General features: G+C 66.2%; 14 protein-coding genes, 1 pseudogene and 1 riboswitch. Of the genes and pseudogenes, 4 read left to right on the top strand and 11 right to left on the bottom strand.

What is annotated here, in order from left to right:
- A pseudogene (locus A1D30_RS25215) lies at positions 1-96 on the top strand (IS5/IS1182 family transposase); the annotation flags it as partial.
- A gap of 193 nt (positions 97-289) precedes the next feature.
- Entirely contained in the window at positions 290-1,012 is a 723-nt protein-coding gene (locus A1D30_RS11955) for a hypothetical protein (RefSeq protein WP_063460951.1), read from the top strand.
- A gap of 1,007 nt (positions 1,013-2,019) precedes the next feature.
- Here the strand turns inward: A1D30_RS11955 and A1D30_RS11960 are convergent.
- From A1D30_RS11960 to A1D30_RS11980, 5 genes are all read right to left on the bottom strand, one after another.
- On the bottom strand, positions 2,020-3,294 hold the full coding sequence (locus tag A1D30_RS11960) for an acyl-CoA dehydrogenase family protein (RefSeq protein WP_063460952.1): 1,275 nt from the start codon (positions 3,292-3,294) through the stop codon (positions 2,020-2,022).
- 63 nt (positions 3,295-3,357) lie between these two features.
- A complete protein-coding gene (locus A1D30_RS11965) occupies positions 3,358-4,443 on the bottom strand; it encodes a phosphotransferase (RefSeq protein WP_063460953.1) in 1,086 nt (361 codons plus the stop codon).
- Positions 4,444-4,474: 31 nt separating this feature from the next.
- Complete coding sequence (locus A1D30_RS11970) at positions 4,475-5,194, bottom strand: Crp/Fnr family transcriptional regulator (protein WP_063460954.1); 720 nt, start codon at positions 5,192-5,194, stop codon at positions 4,475-4,477.
- 161 nt (positions 5,195-5,355) lie between these two features.
- Positions 5,356-6,135: an enoyl-CoA hydratase gene (locus A1D30_RS11975; protein ID WP_063460955.1), complete on the bottom strand. Its 780-nt coding sequence runs from the start codon at positions 6,133-6,135 to the stop codon at positions 5,356-5,358.
- 36 nt (positions 6,136-6,171) lie between these two features.
- The gene (locus A1D30_RS11980) at positions 6,172-7,695 is read right to left on the bottom strand and encodes a 3-hydroxyacyl-CoA dehydrogenase (protein WP_063460956.1); all 1,524 of its coding nucleotides are present in this window, start codon (positions 7,693-7,695) and stop codon (positions 6,172-6,174) included.
- Between the two features lie 72 nt (positions 7,696-7,767).
- On the opposite strand from A1D30_RS11980, the gene A1D30_RS11985 reads away from it, so the two are divergent.
- Positions 7,768-9,990 (top strand): hypothetical protein, encoded by a 2,223-nt coding sequence (locus A1D30_RS11985; RefSeq protein WP_347336236.1) that lies wholly within the window; start codon positions 7,768-7,770, stop codon positions 9,988-9,990.
- 170 nt (positions 9,991-10,160) lie between these two features.
- Here A1D30_RS11985 and A1D30_RS11990 read toward each other — a convergent pair whose 3' ends face one another.
- From A1D30_RS11990 to thiO, 4 genes are all read right to left on the bottom strand, one after another.
- Positions 10,161-11,069, bottom strand: a complete 909-nt coding sequence (locus tag A1D30_RS11990) for a thiamine phosphate synthase (protein ID WP_063460957.1) — start codon at positions 11,067-11,069, stop codon at positions 10,161-10,163.
- Positions 11,062-11,871: a thiazole synthase gene (locus A1D30_RS11995; RefSeq protein ID WP_063460958.1), complete on the bottom strand. Its 810-nt coding sequence runs from the start codon at positions 11,869-11,871 to the stop codon at positions 11,062-11,064. Before A1D30_RS11995 ends, A1D30_RS11990 begins: the two co-directional genes overlap by 8 nt.
- 82 nt (positions 11,872-11,953) lie before the next feature.
- A complete protein-coding gene (thiS, locus tag A1D30_RS12000) occupies positions 11,954-12,151 on the bottom strand; it encodes a sulfur carrier protein ThiS (RefSeq protein WP_063460959.1) in 198 nt (65 codons plus the stop codon).
- On the bottom strand, positions 12,148-13,278 hold the full coding sequence (gene thiO / locus A1D30_RS12005) for a glycine oxidase ThiO (RefSeq protein WP_063460960.1): 1,131 nt from the start codon (positions 13,276-13,278) through the stop codon (positions 12,148-12,150). Before thiO ends, thiS begins: the two co-directional genes overlap by 4 nt.
- Before the next feature lie 70 nt (positions 13,279-13,348).
- Positions 13,349-13,495, bottom strand: a riboswitch (TPP riboswitch).
- A gap of 68 nt (positions 13,496-13,563) precedes the next feature.
- Between thiO and thiD the strand changes: the two genes are divergently transcribed.
- Entirely contained in the window at positions 13,564-14,442 is an 879-nt protein-coding gene (gene thiD, locus A1D30_RS12010) for a bifunctional hydroxymethylpyrimidine kinase/phosphomethylpyrimidine kinase (protein ID WP_082836428.1), read from the top strand.
- A 101-nt stretch (positions 14,443-14,543) separates the two neighbouring features.
- Here thiD and A1D30_RS12015 read toward each other — a convergent pair whose 3' ends face one another.
- Positions 14,544-15,824 (bottom strand): cytosine permease, encoded by a 1,281-nt coding sequence (locus A1D30_RS12015; protein WP_063460962.1) that lies wholly within the window; start codon positions 15,822-15,824, stop codon positions 14,544-14,546.
- A 433-nt stretch (positions 15,825-16,257) separates the two neighbouring features.
- Positions 16,258-16,617, bottom strand: a complete 360-nt coding sequence (locus tag A1D30_RS25515) for a hypothetical protein (RefSeq protein ID WP_131798452.1) — start codon at positions 16,615-16,617, stop codon at positions 16,258-16,260.
- Positions 16,618-16,836 lie beyond the last annotated feature (219 nt).

A 16,836-nucleotide genomic window follows, 5' to 3' on the forward strand; every position in this document is an offset into this window, starting at 1 on the left:
AAGCAATACCGGGGCATTGCCACGCGTTACGACAAGACCGCCTGCAACTTCCTGGGGGCGATTCACTTGGCTGCCTCCATGGTGTGGCTGGCGTGAGAGGCTGTAACCCCAGAGCTTTGTCTGGCTCCGAATGATGACACGCCCTAGGCCACCGGTTGCGTCCTCCTTCGGGGAAGGCGTCGCAGGTGACTCGAGGAGGCTTTTCCCTCGGGGGGCTATCTCCGTCAGCCAATGCCCTCAATAATGCCCGTACCCGCGACTCTTGCGAAGCACCCGCTTCCCCCTGGCCATGTTCGATCGCCTGCGCAAAGCCTTCAGCCCGTCCGGTGGCTCCGCCGCCCGGCCCGTCACCAACAAGGAAGTGGCCCGCTGGGCCGCATCGCAGCAGCTGGCCATCGTGCCGTCGGCCACCGAGGGGCATTTCGACCTCGGCGGCGACGTGGGCGGCCACCCCTGGCGGCTGGAATGTGGCGCCCCCACCCGCGACTATGTGCGGGGCCTGGAGCTGCGCGGCCGCGCCGACGTAGGCGCTGACCCGGATGCCGCCGTGATGGTGCTGAACCGATCCCTGCACGAAGCGCTGGAGGGCAGCGCCTACAACGCCATCACCGACACGCTGCAGACCACGGTGAACGCCAACCTGCCCGAAGAAATGCGCTGGCTGGCCATGTACGAAGAGATGACCTGGCCCGGCCTGCCCGCCTCCTTCCGCCAGCATTTTGCGGTGATCGCCGAGCGCATCGACGTGGCCCAGCGCTGGATCCACGCGCCCGTGGTGTCGCAACTGCTCAACTTCCTCGAAGGCGAACACAGCGCCGCCCGTGCGCAGTCCCCGCTGGTACTGATGCTGGTGCGCGGCAAGGTCTATCTGCGCATGGAACACACCGAGCGCAGCCTGCCCGAGATCGCACACGCCACGCAGATGCTGTTGATAGGCGCCCAGGCGGCCATGCAGAACCTGCCGCCCATGTCGGTGGCGGGGCCGGATGATTTGCCGAATGTGGAGCGGTAGGGGGTTCGTGCGTTTGAGCCAGCAACCAAAGCAACGAGGCCCTATGGCCCCGCTTTACGGTTGCAAGCTTGCTCTTGGACGAGAACGCACGAAAAGAAGGCATGCACTCATGGTGTCCGCTCAGACGGATTACAGACAATCTCGATCTCAGTTCGGCGATTCTTCGCGCGGTCGTTTGCAGTCCTGTTGCCAGCAGCTGGTTGCATGTCGCTCTTGCCCACAAACCAAGTGACAGGGCCGAGCTCGGGAAACGTTCGAAGAATGTGGATTGCCACAGCGGCGGCCCGAGCAGTTGATAGGAGCATCTTGTCGCCCGACTCGGATGAGTCGGCGTGGCCGACTGCAAAATACAGGGCAAATGACCCGCCGCATTTGGTCCTCGCAGGCTCTAAAACTCGTTCTATCTCACTGCTATTGAGCACTGCAGAATTGGGCGCGAAGTAGACATCAACCGCATGCCGCGCCGGAGTTCTTCCGTGTGCGGAAATCGGGCCGAACATAAGCGCGGCAAAAAGCGAGACTATTCCCACTCTGCTCGGGTTGGACTTAACGAACGAAAGGGACCTCTCTGTCCCAAGTGGTCCGCGCAGTTGCCGATATGGCATTTGGGTGCCGGGATGTGAAGAACGATCCCTCATCAGCTCACCCGTTTGTTGAAATGGGAAATCCACGAACGCCATGGTCACCGTTGGTATCGATTTCGCCAAGAATGTGTTCACCGTCCATGGCTTTGATACCGTGTTCTCCAACTGCACGCTTCGGGATGAGATCAAGCCAAGCCGTGTTTTGAATCAATGATAGCTGGGGAATGAGGGCATCTTCGGTTCAGGGCACGAAGAGGACCTTCACGGCCTACAGAGCTAATGCAGCCTATAAAACTGGCGCTCTTCCGACGAGGCTCCTCTAGCAATGCCACCCTGCAGCGAGGGCGGTATCCCCCGCCCGCACCGCGCACCGGTGCAAAAGCGGGGGAGGGAGGCCCGAAGGGCCTCAAAGACTGTCCTCGCTCAAGCCCCGCGCGTGATCGGCACCCCCGCATCGCGGCCATAGGTGCCGTACTTGCCCAGCTCCCACTTGGCGATGGCGTTGCGGTGCACTTCGTCCGGGCCGTCGGCAAAACGCAGGGTGCGTGCACCGGCGTAGGCATAGGCCAGCGGGAAGTCGTCGCACATGCCGCCGCCGCCGTGCGCCTGCATGGCCCAGTCGATGACCTGGCAGGCCATGCTGGGGGCGACGACCTTGATCATGGCGATTTCGGTCTTGGCGACCTTGTTGCCGGCCACGTCCATCAGCCAGGCGGCCTTGAGCGTGAGCAGGCGGGCCATGTCGATCTTGCAGCGGGCTTCGGCAATGCGCTCTTGCGTCACGGTCTGCTGCGCCACGGTCTTGCCGAAGGCGGTGCGTGAGGAGGCGCGCTTGCACATCAGCTCCAGCGCGCGTTCGGCCAGGCCGATGAGGCGCATGCAGTGGTGGATGCGGCCAGGGCCCAGGCGCCCTTGTGCGATCTCGAAGCCACGGCCTTCGCCCAGCAGGATGTTGGAGACGGGCACGCGCACGTTCTCGAACGTCATCTCCACGTGGCCATGGGGGGCGTCGTCATAGCCCATCACGTTCAGCGGGCGGATGATGGTGATCCCCTTGGTGTCGGCGGGCACCAGCACCATGCTTTGCTGCGAGTGCTTGGGGGCTTCGGGGTCGGTCTTGCCCATGGTGACGAACACGGCGCAGCGCGGGTCGGCCGCGCCAGAGATCCACCACTTGCGGCCGTTGATCACGTACTCGTCGCCGTCGCGCTCGATGCGCGTTTCGATGTTGGTGGCGTCGCTCGATGCCACGTCGGGCTCGGTCATCGCAAAGGCCGAACGGATCTTGCCTTCTAGCAGGGGCTTGAGCCAGCGGGCCTTGTTGGCCTCGTCGCCGTAGCGGGCGATGGTTTCCATGTTGCCCGTGTCGGGGGCTGAGCAATTGAACACTTCACTGGCCCATTGCACGCGGCCCATGATTTCGGCCAGGGGTGCGTATTCCTGGTTGGTCAGGCCTGCGCCGTCGTAGCCCGAGGCGGCTGCGCTGTCCACCGGCAGGAACAGGTTCCACAAACCGGCGGCCTGGGCCTTGGGCTTGAGGTCTTCGATGGTCTTGAGCGCGCTCCAGCGTTTGCCTGCTGCCGTGTTGGCGACCAGTTCGTCTTTGTAGGCAGACTCGTTCGGATAGATGTGGTCATCCATGAACTGGAGCAGTTTGGCCTGCAGTTCCTTGGTTTTGGGCGAGTAGTCAAAGTCCATGGGTTTCTTCTCCGTTGGTAATCGTGGGGCGGCGTCTGTGCCTTGGTCTGTGTCCGGGTGTCCTCAGCCGCGCTGTGCAAACGACCAGGCCAGCTCGGCCATGGGCCGCGCGGTGTCCCCCGAGGCCTTGGCCTGCGCGCTGGAGGCGGTGCCCGCCTCGACGCGCTTGGCAATGCCCTGCAGGATGGCCGCGATGCGGAACATGTTGTAGGCGAGGTAAAAGTTCCAGTCGGCGCGCAGTGCCTCGGGCGTGGCGATGCCGGTGCGTTCGCAGTACAGGCGGATGTAGCTGTCTTCGCTCGGGATGCCGAGCGCGGCCAGGTCTTGCCCCGCAATGCCCCGGCCCATGGCGGCAGGGATGTGCCAGCTCATGCAGTGGTAGCTGAAGTCGGCCAACGGGTGGCCCAGGGTGGACAGCTCCCAGTCGAGCACGGCGATCACGCGGGGCTCGGTGGGGTGGAACATGAGGTTGTCCAGCCGGTAGTCGCCATGCACGATGGACACATGGCTCTCGTCGCGCGCGCTGGCGGGCATGTGCGCGGGCAGCCATTCCATGAGCTTGTCCATCTCGGGGATGGGCTGCGTGATGGAGGCCACGTACTGCTTGCTCCAGCGGCCGATCTGGCGGTCGAAATAGTTGCCGGGCTTGCCGTAGCTGGCCAGGCCCCGGTCGGCAAACTTCACCGTGTGCAGCGCGGCAATCACGCGGTTCATCTCGTTGTAGATGGCACCGCGTTCGGCCTGCGACATGCCGGGCAGGGACTGGTCCCACAGCACGCGGCCCTGCATGCACTCCATCACGTAGAAGGCGCGGCCGATCACCGACTCGTCCTCGCACAGCACAAACATGCGTGGCACGGGCACATCGGTGCCATACAGGCCGCTCATCACCGCAAACTCGCGCTCGATGGCGTGGGCCGAAGGCAGCAGCTTGGCCACGGGCCCGGGCTTGGCGCGCATGACGTAGCTGGCGCCGGGTGTGATGAGCTTGTAGGTGGGGTTGGACTGCCCGCCCTTGAACATCTCCACCGTCAGGGGCCCCTCAAAGCCCTGCATGTGTTGCGCGAGCCAGGCGCTCAGCGCGGCGGTGTCGAACGCGTGCTGGTCGGAAACGGGCCGGGTGCCCACGAAGTGGTCGAAGTTGCTCATGGAAGGGCGGAGAGTGTGTTGTTGTTGCTCTTCAGTTGTCGGTTTCCGCAATGCGCATCAGTGCCTCGCGGTCGCGCACCACCAGGCCGCCCGGCTCGATGCGGATGGCATCCTCGCGCTCCATGGCTTTCAGCTCCTGGTTTACGCGCTGGCGCGATGCACCCAGCAGCTGCGCCAGTTCTTCCTGCGCCAGTTGCAGCCCGATGCGCATCTCGCTGCCGTCCGACAGGCTGGGGATGCCGTAGCTGCGCACCAGGTGCACCAGCTGCTTGGCCAGCCGCGCGCGCAGGGGCAGGGTGTTGAGGTCTTCCACCAGGCCGTAGAGCTGGCGAATGCGCCGCGCGTGCAGGCGCAGCATGGCTTCGTAGAACTCCACGTGCGAGGCCAGGATCTTCTTGAAATCGGACTTGGCCACGCACAGGATGGTGGTGTCGCCATGCGCATAGGCGTCGTGCGTGCGCCGGTCCCCGTCGAAGATCGCCACGTCGCCGAACCAGATGCCCGGCTCCACATAGGTCAGCGTGATCTGCTTGCCCGAGATGGAGGTGGAGCTCACCCGCACCGCACCGCGTGCGCAGGCAATCCACTCCTCGGGTGGATCGCCGCGTGCGCAGATCAGGGCGCCGTCCTTGAAACGTTTGACGTATGCACATCGGAGGATGTCGTGGCGTAGCGAAGGTGAGAGGGAAGAAAACCAGCGACCGGAGTTGATCGCTTCACGTTCTTCGATAGTAAGAATCGGGTCGTCCATGGTCTGTCTTTTGTGTGACTGGAAACGGGGCCATTGTCGCGTGAGGGACCTGCGCAAAGCCTCAGGGTTGTCACCTGCGCGTCTGCCGCAGCCGCGCAGCAAAAAGCCCCTGGCAGCCGGTTTGGCTGCCAGGGGCTTTGGGGCGTGGATGGGGTGGCGGCTTACTCGTAGCGCGGCACGCGTTTTTCGAGGAAAGCCGAAATGCCTGCGCCGCCGTTGGCGTGGTGCAGGTTCTTCACGAAGTGGTCGCGCTCGTGGCCCAGGTGCTGGGTCAGGCTGGCATGGGGGGCTTCGTTCAGCAGCTCCTTGATGCTGGCCAGCGCGTTGGGGGCCTTGGCGTTGAGCTGCTCGGCCAGCGCGAGCGCCGCATCCAGTGCAGAGCCCGCTTCGGCCACGCGGTTGACCAGGCCCAGCGCATGCAGGCGCTCGGCACCAATGCGGTCGCCGCACATGAGGATTTCGGTGGCGATCTGGCGGGGCAGGGCCTGCGACAGGCTCCAGCTCGCTCCCCCATCGGGCGACAGGGCCACGTTGCTGTAGGCCATCACGAACACGGCATTGCGCGCCGCCACGATGAAGTCGCAGGCCAGCGCCAGCGAAAAGCCTGCACCGGCTGCCGCGCCTTCCACCGCTGCAATCACCGGCTTGGGGTAGGTGCGGATGGTCTCGATCCAGTTGTGCAGGCCTTCAATGCTCTGGGCCTGGACGTCGGGCGGCAGCTGGCGGTTGGCCAGCAGCCGCTGCAGGTTGCCACCCGAGCAGAACATGCCGTCGGAGCCGGTGATGACCACGCTGCGGATGTCGGCGCTGCTCTCGGCCACGCTCAGCGCCTCCACACCCGCCGCGTACATCGATGGGTCGATGGCGTTGCGCCGCTCGGGGTTGCTCAGGGTCAAGATCAGGGTCTGGCCCTGGCTGGTGCTTCGGAGTTCTGCGGGCATGGCGGTCTTAGGTGGAGTGGCCGTGGTGCGGGGCGATCAGGCTTCTTCGACGTGGCTCAAGCTCAGGCCGATGGCGCCGCGCCGACGCAGCCAGGGGCTGGGGCGGTAGCGGGTGTCGCCATACACAGTCTGCATGTTGAACAGCACTTCGAGGATGTTGGTGGGCCCCCAGCGGTCGCCCATGGCCAATGGGCCCAGCGGGTAGCCCAGGCCCAGGGTCACGGCAGTCTCCAGGTCCTTGGGTGAGCAGATACCTTGCTGGCAGATGTCGGCCGCGATGTTGACGATGGTGGCCACCACGCGTTGGGTAACAAAACCGCCGCTGTCGCGGATCACGCTCACGGCCTTGCCGTCGCGCGCAAACAGCGCATGCGCCGCATTGCGGATGTCCACGCGCGTGGCGGGGTTGGTGGCCAGCACGCGGCGTTTGGTGGCGGCGTCGTCGATGAGCATGTCGATGCCGATGGTGCGCGCCGGGTCCAGCCGTTCCACCACGGCCACGGTGGTCACGTCAAAGCCCAGCGGCGCCACCAGCGTGATGGCGTGGGGCGAAGGGGATTGGCCGGTTTCAATGGTGGCGCCCAGGTCCTTGAGCAGCTGGTACAGCTCGGCGCGCCGGGCAGCACGCGGAGACACCCAGACGGGCGGGATGTCGTTGACGACGGGCGCCGGGGCATCGGCGGGCACCTGGGCCGCGCCATCCACATAGCGGTAGAAGCCTTCGCCCACCTTCTTGCCCACGATGCCACCGGCCAGGCGCTGCGCCGTGATCACGCTGGGGCGAAAGCGGGGCTCGTCGTAATACTGGCGGTAGATGGATTCCATCACCGGGTGCGACACGTCGAGTGCCGTGAGGTCCATCAGCTCGAACGGCCCGAGCTTGAAGCCCACCTGGTCGCGCAGGATGCGGTCGATGGTGGCGAAATCCGCCACGCCTTCGCCCACGATGCGCAGCGCCTCGGTGCCAAAGCCGCGCCCGGCGTGGTTCACGATGAAGCCGGGCGTGTCTTGCGCCTGCACAGGGGTGTGGCCCATTTGTTTTGCATAGGCGGCCAGTGCGGCGCACACGCCAGCATCGGTCTTGAGCCCGGCAATCACTTCCACCACCTTCATGAGTGGAACCGGGTTGAAGAAGTGGAAGCCTGCCAGGCGCTCGGGCCGCTGCAGGCCCGCGCCGATGGCGGTGACGGACAAGGAGGATGTGTTGGTGGCCAGCACGGCGTCCGGGCGCACCACGGCTTCCAGCTCGGCAAACAGCGCCTTCTTCACGTCCAGGCGCTCCACGATGGCCTCCACCACCAGGTCGCAGCCCGCCAGGTCGGCCACGGCCTTGACGGGGTGCAGCCGTGCCACCAGCTCACTGGCCTGTGTGGCATCGATGCGGCCTTTGGCCACCAGTTTGTTCCATTGCTCCTGGAGTGCCGCCTGGGCCGCATCGGCGGCGCCGGGGTTGGCATCCAGCAGAAAAACCTGGCTGCCGGCCTGGGCTGCGATTTGGGCGATGCCCCGGCCCATGGCGCCGGTGCCCACGATGGCGATGGTGGGAAACTGAATTTTCATAGCGCCATTATGGCTCTGGCCTTATCTGGGACTTGTGTGCAAGAATGCCTCAGACCAGGAACAGAACTTATTGTGAAAATCCGTAACACTATTTTTGGGCCGGGGCTGTGGGCGTTTGCAGCCGGTGCTTCGGCGCTGTCGCTGGGCAGTGGCAGCGGCACGGTGGTGTTGGGATCTCCTGTCGATCTGACGTTTGAATTGCAGCCCGACCCGGGCACCGATGTCGCGTCGTCTTGCGTCTCGGCGAAGCTGGTGGCGGGCGACAACGCGATTGGCGACAGCAAGGTGCGTGTCATCCCTCTGCCTGAAGTGCGGGGCCGCCCATCGGGCGTGCGGGTCATGGCATCCATTGCGCTGGATGAACCTGTGCTCACCGTAACCCTCACGGCCGGGTGTGCGGGCAAAACCACACGCACATACACATTTCTCTCTGACCTCCCGACCATTGCCACGCGCTCGGCGTCGGCGCTGCCGGTGGATCTGTCGCGCCTGCCCGCTGCCCGAGGGAGCGAGGCCGCCCGGCCCCCGGCGGCGGCATCAGGCAGTGGCGCAGTACCAGTCCCTGCCGACCAGCCCGCCACGCGCCAGTCCGCTGTACCCCGGGCGCCCATCGTGGTCCGGCCTGCAGCCCCGGCCCCTGCGCGGCCTGCTGCACGTGCACCGGCCCCTGCCAAGGCCTTGGCGGCGGGCACCGCGCCCGCCCAGCGCCCCCGCCTGGTGTTGGAGCCCCTGGACATCTGGCTGGACAGCCCGGTTCCGCTGCGTTCCAGCACCGAACTCACGGTCACGCCGTCTGAGGAAATGTCGGTGCAGCGCGCGCAAGCCATTGCGCTGTGGAAGTCGCTGAACGCGCAGCCGGAAACCCTGCTCAAGGACAGCGAGCAACTGAAAACGCTGGAGTCCGAGGCCGCCGCCCTGCGCGCGCAGGCCGCCAAAGACCGTGCCGCCGCCGCGCAGTTGCAGCAGCAGCTGGAATTGGCCGAGCAAGAGCGCTTCCCGGCGGCCATCGTGTATGCGCTGGGGGCCTTGTTGGCACTGGCCCTGCTGGGGGTTGCGTGGATGTGGGTGCGCCTGCGCAACGCCTCCCAGAACGCCGTGCGGGCCTGGGGCGACTCGGTGGCCTTGGGCGCGCGCGATGCCACCGTGGCCGAGGAGGCGCTGGGCCTGGCGCCCCATCCCGGAGATTCCTGGCTGCCGTCCGACACCCAGCCTTTGCCCGAAGAGGGCCCCGCCTCCATGGCGCCATCGTCGCCAGTCACCGTGCCTGCGCCCAGCCCGGCGCCGGTGGCGGCAGCGGCGGTTGCGAGCAGCGTTGTCTCCAAACCCCCGGTGGCCAGCGCTCCGGCGCCGCTGTCCAAGCCGCCGGTGCCGGTGGCGCCGCCATCACCCGCTGCGGCATCGGCATCGCTGCACATCGTCAACCCCGAAGAGCTTTTTGACATCCAGCAGCAGGCTGAATTCTTCATTTCGGTGGGCGAGCACCAGCAGGCCATCGAGGTCTTGAAGAACCACATTGCCGAGCACCGCGAGACCTCGCCGCTGGCCTATCTGGAGCTTTTGCAGCTGTACCACACGCTCAGCCGCGTGGACGAGTTTGCCCAGCTGCGTGCGCAGTTCATGCAGTCCTTCAATGCGCAGGTGCCGGAGTTTTCCGGCTTCCACCGCACGGGGCGCATGCTCTACCACTACACCGACGCGCTGGCCGACATCGAAGCCGCGTGGACGTCTCCCGAGGTGCTCGGGTTGCTGGAGAAGCTCCTGTTCCGCCGCACCGGGGCCGAGGCGGTGGAGCCGTTTGACCTTGCGGCCTACGACGACCTGCTGCTGCTGCTGTCCATCGCGCAGACCACCCCCGCCAGCGCACGGGGCGAGCCCCCGCCACGCAAGCGGACCACCCCGCTGGCGCCGCCCCGGGTCGAGGCCCTGGTGGCAGAACCGCCCGTGGCCCCCGCTGTGGCGCCGGTTGCATCGCTGCGGGACGACGCGCCGCTGGATTCGCTTGCAGCCAGCCTGGAGTTTGACTTTGGGGCCATGTCGCCACGCTCGGCCCCGGCTAGTGACAACAGCGCCCCCGTGTCCACCGCCCCGGCAGCCATGGGCGCAGACAGTGGCAATGCGCCGCTGGACCTCGACCTGTCCGAGCCCCTGCACCTGACCCTCAGCGACCTTCCGCCCGTGCCCGTGACGCCCCCGCCATCCTCCGGGCAGGCCGTGGGTTTTGGCATGGAGAACGACCTGATGGAACTGCGGCTGGAGCTGGAGCAGATGAAACACAAGACCGACCGCAGCAAGTAAAAGGCCGGGGCCACTGGCCCTTGGCCTGCTGCGGCGCTTCGACACGCGCAGTGATACGCGCAGCGTGAATGGCATCAAGCGGGTGGGTGCCACACCAATACACCGCCGCCAATGCGCGGCGCGGCGCTTCCAGGGCCCTGGCGTTGTGTGCCAGGCCCCCGGGGCAGTCTTTAGGTGGGCATGGGCGCCATGTGCTGCATCAGCTGGGCTGCGGCGCCCTCAGGATCTGCCGCGTTCACCAGCGCCCGCACCACGGCGATGGAGCCCACCCCCGTGGCCAGCACCTGCGCAAACTGCTCGGCGCCAATGCCGCCAATCGCCACCTGCGGGTAGTGGCGCATCAGCCGCGCATACACCCCCAACCGGCCCACCCCCTGGGGGGCGGTGGCCATTTTCTTGAGCGTGGTGGGGAACACGGCCCCCATAGCGATGTAGCTGGGGCCCACGGCGTCGGCGCGCACCATTTCGGCATAACCGTGGGTGCTGACGCCCAGGCGCAGGCCGGAGCCGTGCAGCGCCTGCAATTCGGGGGCACTCAGCGCGTCCAGGTCCTCCTGGCCCAGGTGGATGCCGTAGGCGCCTGAGTCGATGGCCACGCGCCAGTGGTCGTTGATGAACAGTAGCGCGCCCGTGCCCTGCACGGCCAACACGGCGGCGCGCACCTCCCGCGCAATCGCGGCCGCGTCATCGGACTTGAAGCGCAGCTGCACCGTGGGCACGCCCGCGCGGGCCATGCGGCCTACCCAGGCGGCGTCGGGCAGCACGGCGTACAGGCCCAGGTGATCAGGGCTGGGCGCGAACTGGTGGGCGCGCGGCAGGGGTTGCAGGCCAAAGTCCTCCGGGGCGTCGGGCCACACCTCGGGCTGCGCGCTGCCGGTGCGCAGGGCGCGCGCCTGCCAGGCGCGGGCCAGGCATTCGGCGTCGTGGGCGATGAAACCCAGCTGGCTGCAGGCCTGCAGCGCCGCCAGGTAGACGGGCTCTTGCGAGGTGGGGGCAGGCATGGGCTCGGGCGCAAAACCCGCAAAGGTGGCCGCGTGGTGGCTCAGGATGGCGTGCGCCAGGGCGGTGGTGTCATGCATGGGCGTGGTGCCAGAAAGGGGTGCCCAGCACGGGGGTGCTGGGCTGGGCTGCATCCTGCGCGGCCATGGCACCGGCCAGGCGGGCAGCGCGCCCGGCGCCTACGGCATCGGCAAACGCACCGGCCATGGCCACGGGGTCTTGCGCCAGGGCCACGGCGGTGTTCAGCAGCACACCGTCAAAGCCCCATTCCATGACCTGGCAGGCGTGTGACGGCAGGCCTAGGCCCGCGTCCACCAGCATGGGGACTTGAAGGCGCTCGCGCAGCGTCTGCAGCGCGTAGGGGTTGACCGGGCCCCGGCCGGTGCCGATGGGCGCGGCCCAGGGCATCACGGCCTGGCAGCCCACGTCTACCAGGCGCTGGCACAGCACCAAGTCTTCGGTGCAGTAGGGCAGCACCTGAAAACCTTCCTTGATGAGGTGCTCGGCCACGCCCACCAGGTTCAGCGTGTCGGGCTGCAGGGTGTAGTCGTCGCCGATCAGCTCCAGCTTGATCCACGGGGTGTTGAACACCTCGCGCGCCATCTGTGCAGTGGTAATGGCCTCTTGCGCGCTGTGGCAGCCAGCGGTGTTGGGCAGCACAGGCACGTTGAGCTTGCGCAGCAGCTCCCAGAAGCTGCTGCCGCTTTCGGCCGGGTTGCTGCCCTGGCGGCGCAGCGAGGCGGTGACCATGGCGGGCCGGGCGCGCAGCACGGCAGCTTCGAGCACGGCGGGCGAGGGGTAGCGCGAGGTGCCCAGCAACAGGCGGCTGGCGAAGGTCTGGCCGTACAGCACCAGCGGGTCTTGGGGCGTCGGAGTGGTCATGTGGTTACTATGTTTTTGATAGCTGTCAGGGCTTGATGGGCGCGCGCAGAGGGCTTATTTTCTTCAAATTTCAGGTGCTGCATCAGCCCCCGGTCACGGGCGAGATGATTTCCACGCGGTCGCCGGGCTGCAGCCGGTGGGCTGCGTAAGCGGTGTTGGGCACAAAGGTGGTGTTCACCGCCACGGCGAAAGGCGGGCGCGCCGCGATGGCGGCCACGGCGTCGGCCACGGTGGCGCCTTCGGGCAGTTCGTGCGGGGTCTGGTTGATGGAGATGTTCATGCGAGAGCGGCTGCAGCGCTGGTGGCGGGCACGGAGGCAGGGGCCAGGTCCAGCGCGAGGTCAAAACGTTGCGAAAGCTGCGATTGTCCTGTGTTCAGCACTTCCAGGGTCACATCCAGCATCGCCGGGGCGATCATGAAGCCGTGGCGGTACAGGCCGTTGATCTCCAGCACACCCTGGCGCGTCTGGCGGATGGCGGGCAGGTTGTCGGGCAGCGTGGGGCGGCACTGCGTGGCCAGCTCCAGGATGCGGCCCTCGGCAAAGCCAGGGTGCACGGCATAGGCAGCGCTGAGCAGTTCCAGCGTGGACCGCACGCTGGCGGGCGAGAGGTCGTCGGATTCGATCTCGGTGGCGCCGATGACAAACAGGTGGTCCTGCTTGGGCGCGATGTAGATGGGGTAGCGCGGGTGCACCAGCCGCGTGGGGCGCTGCAGCGTCACATCGGGCGCGTGGATGCGCACCACCTCGCCGCGCACACCGCGCAGCGCGCTCCACTGGCCCTTGGCGCCCAGGCCCCGGCAGTCCAGCACCCAGTTGGGCTGGCCGGGGGCGCCGGGGCTGAAGGTGTCGGGCGACTGAGGGCTGTGCCAGTGCATGCGCACGCCCAGGCGCTCCATCTCTACCACCAGCGCGGCCAGCAGTTGGCGGTTGTCCAGCTGGCCCTCGCCGGGCAGGTACAGGCCCTGGGCAAAGCGGTGGGCCAGCGTGGGCTCGGCCTGGGCCAGGCCGTCGCTGCCCAGCTTTTCGAGCCGGGGCAGCTCGGGCACGGTGTGCTGGTTGGCCTCCAGCTGGCGCGTCAGGCGCTGGGCCTCGGCCGCGTCCTGCCGGTGCCACACGATCAGCGTGCCTGCTTGCTGAAAGAACACCGGCTCGGCCAGCGGCGCCAGCAGCTGCTGCCAGCGGGCGAGGGCATGGTGGCCCATGCGCACCACACCGGGCTCGGTGATAGCCGATTCGGCCAGGGGCGCCAGCATGGCTGCGGCTACCGTGGCGGCCGAGCCTTCGGCTGCGGGGCTGCCCGCGTCGTGGATGTCCACGCGGTGGCCCTGGCGGGCCAGCTCCACCGCAAGCAGGCGGCCCATGAGGCCTGCGCCCAGGATGGCAAAGGAGGAGGATGGCAGTGGCATAGGCGTTGTGGTCTGTCCGTGTGCTGCAGGCGAGGCGCGAGCAAGGTGCATGGGGACAAAACGGGGCTGTGCCGCTTGAAAAGAAACTCCCCACGCCAGCATGACCTGGATCGGGTAGCGGGGCCATGGTATGCAGTGTGGCTGCAGGCCCCAGGGTATTTCTCAGTCGCACACCTTAGAACAGCTTCTAAACGGCGGGACACCCCTGTTTCGTCCGGAAAATCAAATTACAGCACAAGCCCGCGCCACCCTTTTTGCGCTAGCGCATAGGCCATAATTTTTGCCATGACTTCTTTGACCCCGCCGTCCTCCTCCTCGTCTGTGCCGCCCATGCCTTCCACACGCCGCTATGTGCGTGTGCTCTCCATTGCGGGCTCCGACAGCGGCGGCGGCGCGGGCATCCAGGCCGACCTCAAGACCTTCAGCGCCTTGGGCTGCTACGGCATGACGGCCATCACCGCCATCACCGCGCAGAACACCTGCGGCGTGACCGGCATCCACGGCGTTCCGCCCGAGATGCTCAAGGCGCAGATCGACGCGGTGGTGCAGGACATCGGCGTGGACGCCGTCAAGATCGGCATGCTGCATTCGCCCGAGGTGGTGCGTGTGGTGGCCGATGCCATCCGCACCTACCAGCTGCCCCATGTGGTGCTGGACCCGGTGATGGTTGCCACCAGCGGCGACCGCCTGATCGCGCAGGAAACCGTGGGCGTGCTGGTGCAGGAGCTGTTCCCGCTGGCCGAGGTGATCACCCCCAACCTGGACGAAGCCGGCTGGCTGCTGGGCCGCAAGATCGAAGGCGTGGAGACGCTGGACGCCGCCGCCCAGGCCCTGCGCGCGCTGGGCGCCCCGGCCGCGCTGCTCAAGGGCGGGCACCTGCCCGGAGACTGGGTGGTGGACGTGCTGGCCCTGCCGGACGGCACCTGCCAGCGCCTGGCATCGCAGCGCATTGCCACGCACAACGGCCACGGCACCGGCTGCACGCTGTCGTCGGCCATCGCATCGCACCTGGCACTGGGCGCGCCCCTGCCGCAGGCGGTGGAACGCGCCCGGGCCTACATCCTGGGCGCCATTGCCGCCGGGGCCGATGTGACCACCGGGCGCGGCCATGGCCCGCTGAGCCATGGCTATGCGCCGCTGCCGCAGGTGGTGGTGCCGGGCTGATTTTTTTAGAGATTTTTGGCTGCTACCGCCTGTCCATCAAGCGATAGCAGCTATTTATTTGATAGCAATTCCGTGCGGCGGCATTGCCATCAGGGCTGCCGTCAGGCAGCACGGGGCCGCGTGGCCCAGGCCATCACAAAGCTGAACGCCAGCGCTGGCAGTGCCGACCCGGCCCCTGGCATCACTTGCGGTGCGAGGTGGTACACCGCAATGCCCACGACCCAGATGGCGACCGGCGCCGCATTCACGCGGCGTGCACTGGCCAGCAGGGCCGGTGCGTCGGCGCCGAACGCCAGGCGCCCCAAAATCACGCCAAACAGCGGCACAAACACCGAGCTGAGCAGCAGCAGGAACGGCTCCAGGCTGTGCATGGGCAGCACCAGCGCCAGCCCCGTGCACAGCGCGGCCACCAGCAGGCCCCAGGCGCGCACGCCAAAACGTGGCAGCAGGCTGTGGGCCGACACCGCGCCCGAATAGGTGTCGCCATAGGCGTTGTCCACCTCGTCGATGAGGATCAGCGACAGCGCAATCAGCCCGCCCTGGGCCAGCAGCAGCGCCTGCACCAGGTCCTTGCTGGGCAAGGTCAGCGCCACCAGCACACCCAGCGAGTAGCACCACATGTTGGCCAGCGCATAGCCCAGCCAGGTGCCGCGCAATGCCGAGCCCCCGTTCTTGCCATGGCGCGCATAGTCGGCCACCAGCGGCAGCCACGAGATTGGCATGGCAATCACCAGGTCCAGCGCGGGCAACACGCCCATGCCGCCCGCGCCCTGGCGCGTCCACAGCGCTTCAAAACCCTGCGCCTGCGCCAGCGATAAAAACTGCCACGACAGCCACAGCAGCGACAGCACCACCAGCGGCAGCGCCACGCGCGCAATCACCTTGCGCACCAGCTGCACCATCGATCCGCTGATGAGCAGCATCACCACGCCGCCCCACAGCAGCGTGGCCAGCACCGGCCAGTGGGCACCGGCCATGGCGCCCGACTGCTGGCCGATGGCCACCGTGGCATCGCGCATCACCACCAGCTCGAACGTGCCCCAGCCCACCAGCTGCACGATGTTCAGGATGATGGGCAGGCTGGCAAAGGTGCGGCCATACACGGCGTGCATCAGCCCCGCGCTGGCCAGGCCGCTGTCGCACCCCAGCTTGGCCACCCAGCCCAGCAGGCCCGCGCCCACGATGGAACCGGCGACGATGGCAATCAGTGCCTCCTTGGTGCCCAGCGCAGGCATCAGGTAGGCCCCCACCTGCATGACCAGCAGGCCCACGCCCAGGCTGAACCAGAGCGAGGCGTGGTCATGCCACTGGAAGACGCGGCGGTCGGGGGAGACGGGGGCCAGCGCTTCGTTGGTTGCGTGCGCGGCGGGGGATGAGGACATGGTGGGCTCCGTGGCAATACAGAGCAGGGGCGGCCCGCGCGGCTGGTGCCCGGCGCAGAAGCTCAGGGCATGGCGTTGGCGGACTTGCTTCCCTGCGCGAGGATGATCTCAAGCCTGCAAAGTAAAACAATGCAGGCAACAGGTTCGAAGGGTTTGATCTCAGCCCTGCAGTGGATTGATTGCAGGACACCCCCAGCGATATGGTGGGATTCTAGTTAAACAGGGTTGAGTGAGGTCAACGAGCTGTTTCGCAAGTGGCATAGTGCACCTGCTTCATAGGTGTGAATGGCGCCTTGAGGCCGCGGTGATTGTCTGTAGCGGGCCCAAAGCAGCCGGGCGTTGTCTCCTAAATCAGTTGTTCGGAATTGCGAAACGCCCTTGCTTCTCAAGGAAACTGATCTGCTGAGTTCGGGGTTTGCGCGGCAACTAGCTGCTATTTTGCAGTTTGCTTTTTTGACATGCGTTGTTCGAAAACGGCCCTTGCCTTCGGTTCTCCGTACTCTAAAACGAGTGATTTCCGAGTTAGCCCAACGTGCGCGAAATAGACACCCTTGCTTAATCGATCAGCGGCATCATTAGGGCCTCTCCGCTTTCCAGCTCGTTTCGCAACCTCCTTTTTATCAGCCGCTAGGGTCGCTTCGAGATGCTTCTTTACGATTTGCCGGAGTTCCATTGGTGTGTTTACCCCTAACTCAGTTAAGTCCATCAGCAGATCTGCGTATGGTTCGTCGTCTTTGCGGTTTTGGGGTGGATAGAGTTCGGTCAAAATGGCTGCCATTGAATCAACGTTCAAACGCTCTCCGGCAACCTCTGTAGAAGGTTCTTCGAGATAGGCCTTGCGTTCTTCAAGTACGCGCTCAAACTCTAGGGAAATCCTGCAAAACCTCGCGAGCAGTCTGATAGATGCAGATCAGTCATGGCATCCTCGCAAGCCATGAAGCAAAGCAGCCTTGAGCTGAACCTGAGCACCAAGAAGACCCGCAAGCAAGAGCTACTGGCCCAGATGGAATTG

It is taken from the genome of Acidovorax sp. GW101-3H11, assembly GCF_001633105.1.
GTDB lineage: Bacteria > Pseudomonadota > Gammaproteobacteria > Burkholderiales > Burkholderiaceae_C > Acidovorax.

Bases quoted from the DNA above. Each gene is read 5' to 3' on its own strand.
- A1D30_RS11965 (WP_063460953.1), bottom strand. From the start codon at position 4,443: ATGAGCAACTTCGACCACTTCGTGGGCACCCGGCCCGTTTCCGACCAG.
- A1D30_RS11970 (WP_063460954.1), bottom strand. From the start codon at position 5,194: ATGGACGACCCGATTCTTACTATCGAAGAACGTGAAGCGATCAACTCC.
- A1D30_RS12015 (WP_063460962.1), bottom strand. From the start codon at position 15,824: ATGTCCTCATCCCCCGCCGCGCACGCAACCAACGAAGCGCTGGCCCCC.
- A1D30_RS11995 (WP_063460958.1), bottom strand. From the start codon at position 11,871: ATGACCACTCCGACGCCCCAAGACCCGCTGGTGCTGTACGGCCAGACC.
- A1D30_RS11990 (WP_063460957.1), bottom strand. From the start codon at position 11,069: ATGCATGACACCACCGCCCTGGCGCACGCCATCCTGAGCCACCACGCG.
- thiD (WP_082836428.1), top strand. From the start codon at position 13,564: ATGACTTCTTTGACCCCGCCGTCCTCCTCCTCGTCTGTGCCGCCCATG.
- thiS (WP_063460959.1), bottom strand. From the start codon at position 12,151: ATGAACATCTCCATCAACCAGACCCCGCACGAACTGCCCGAAGGCGCC.
- A1D30_RS11955 (WP_063460951.1), top strand. From the start codon at position 290: ATGTTCGATCGCCTGCGCAAAGCCTTCAGCCCGTCCGGTGGCTCCGCC.
- thiO (WP_063460960.1), bottom strand. From the start codon at position 13,278: ATGCCACTGCCATCCTCCTCCTTTGCCATCCTGGGCGCAGGCCTCATG.
- A1D30_RS11975 (WP_063460955.1), bottom strand. From the start codon at position 6,135: ATGCCCGCAGAACTCCGAAGCACCAGCCAGGGCCAGACCCTGATCTTG.
- A1D30_RS11960 (WP_063460952.1), bottom strand. From the start codon at position 3,294: ATGGACTTTGACTACTCGCCCAAAACCAAGGAACTGCAGGCCAAACTG.
- A1D30_RS11980 (WP_063460956.1), bottom strand. From the start codon at position 7,695: ATGAAAATTCAGTTTCCCACCATCGCCATCGTGGGCACCGGCGCCATG.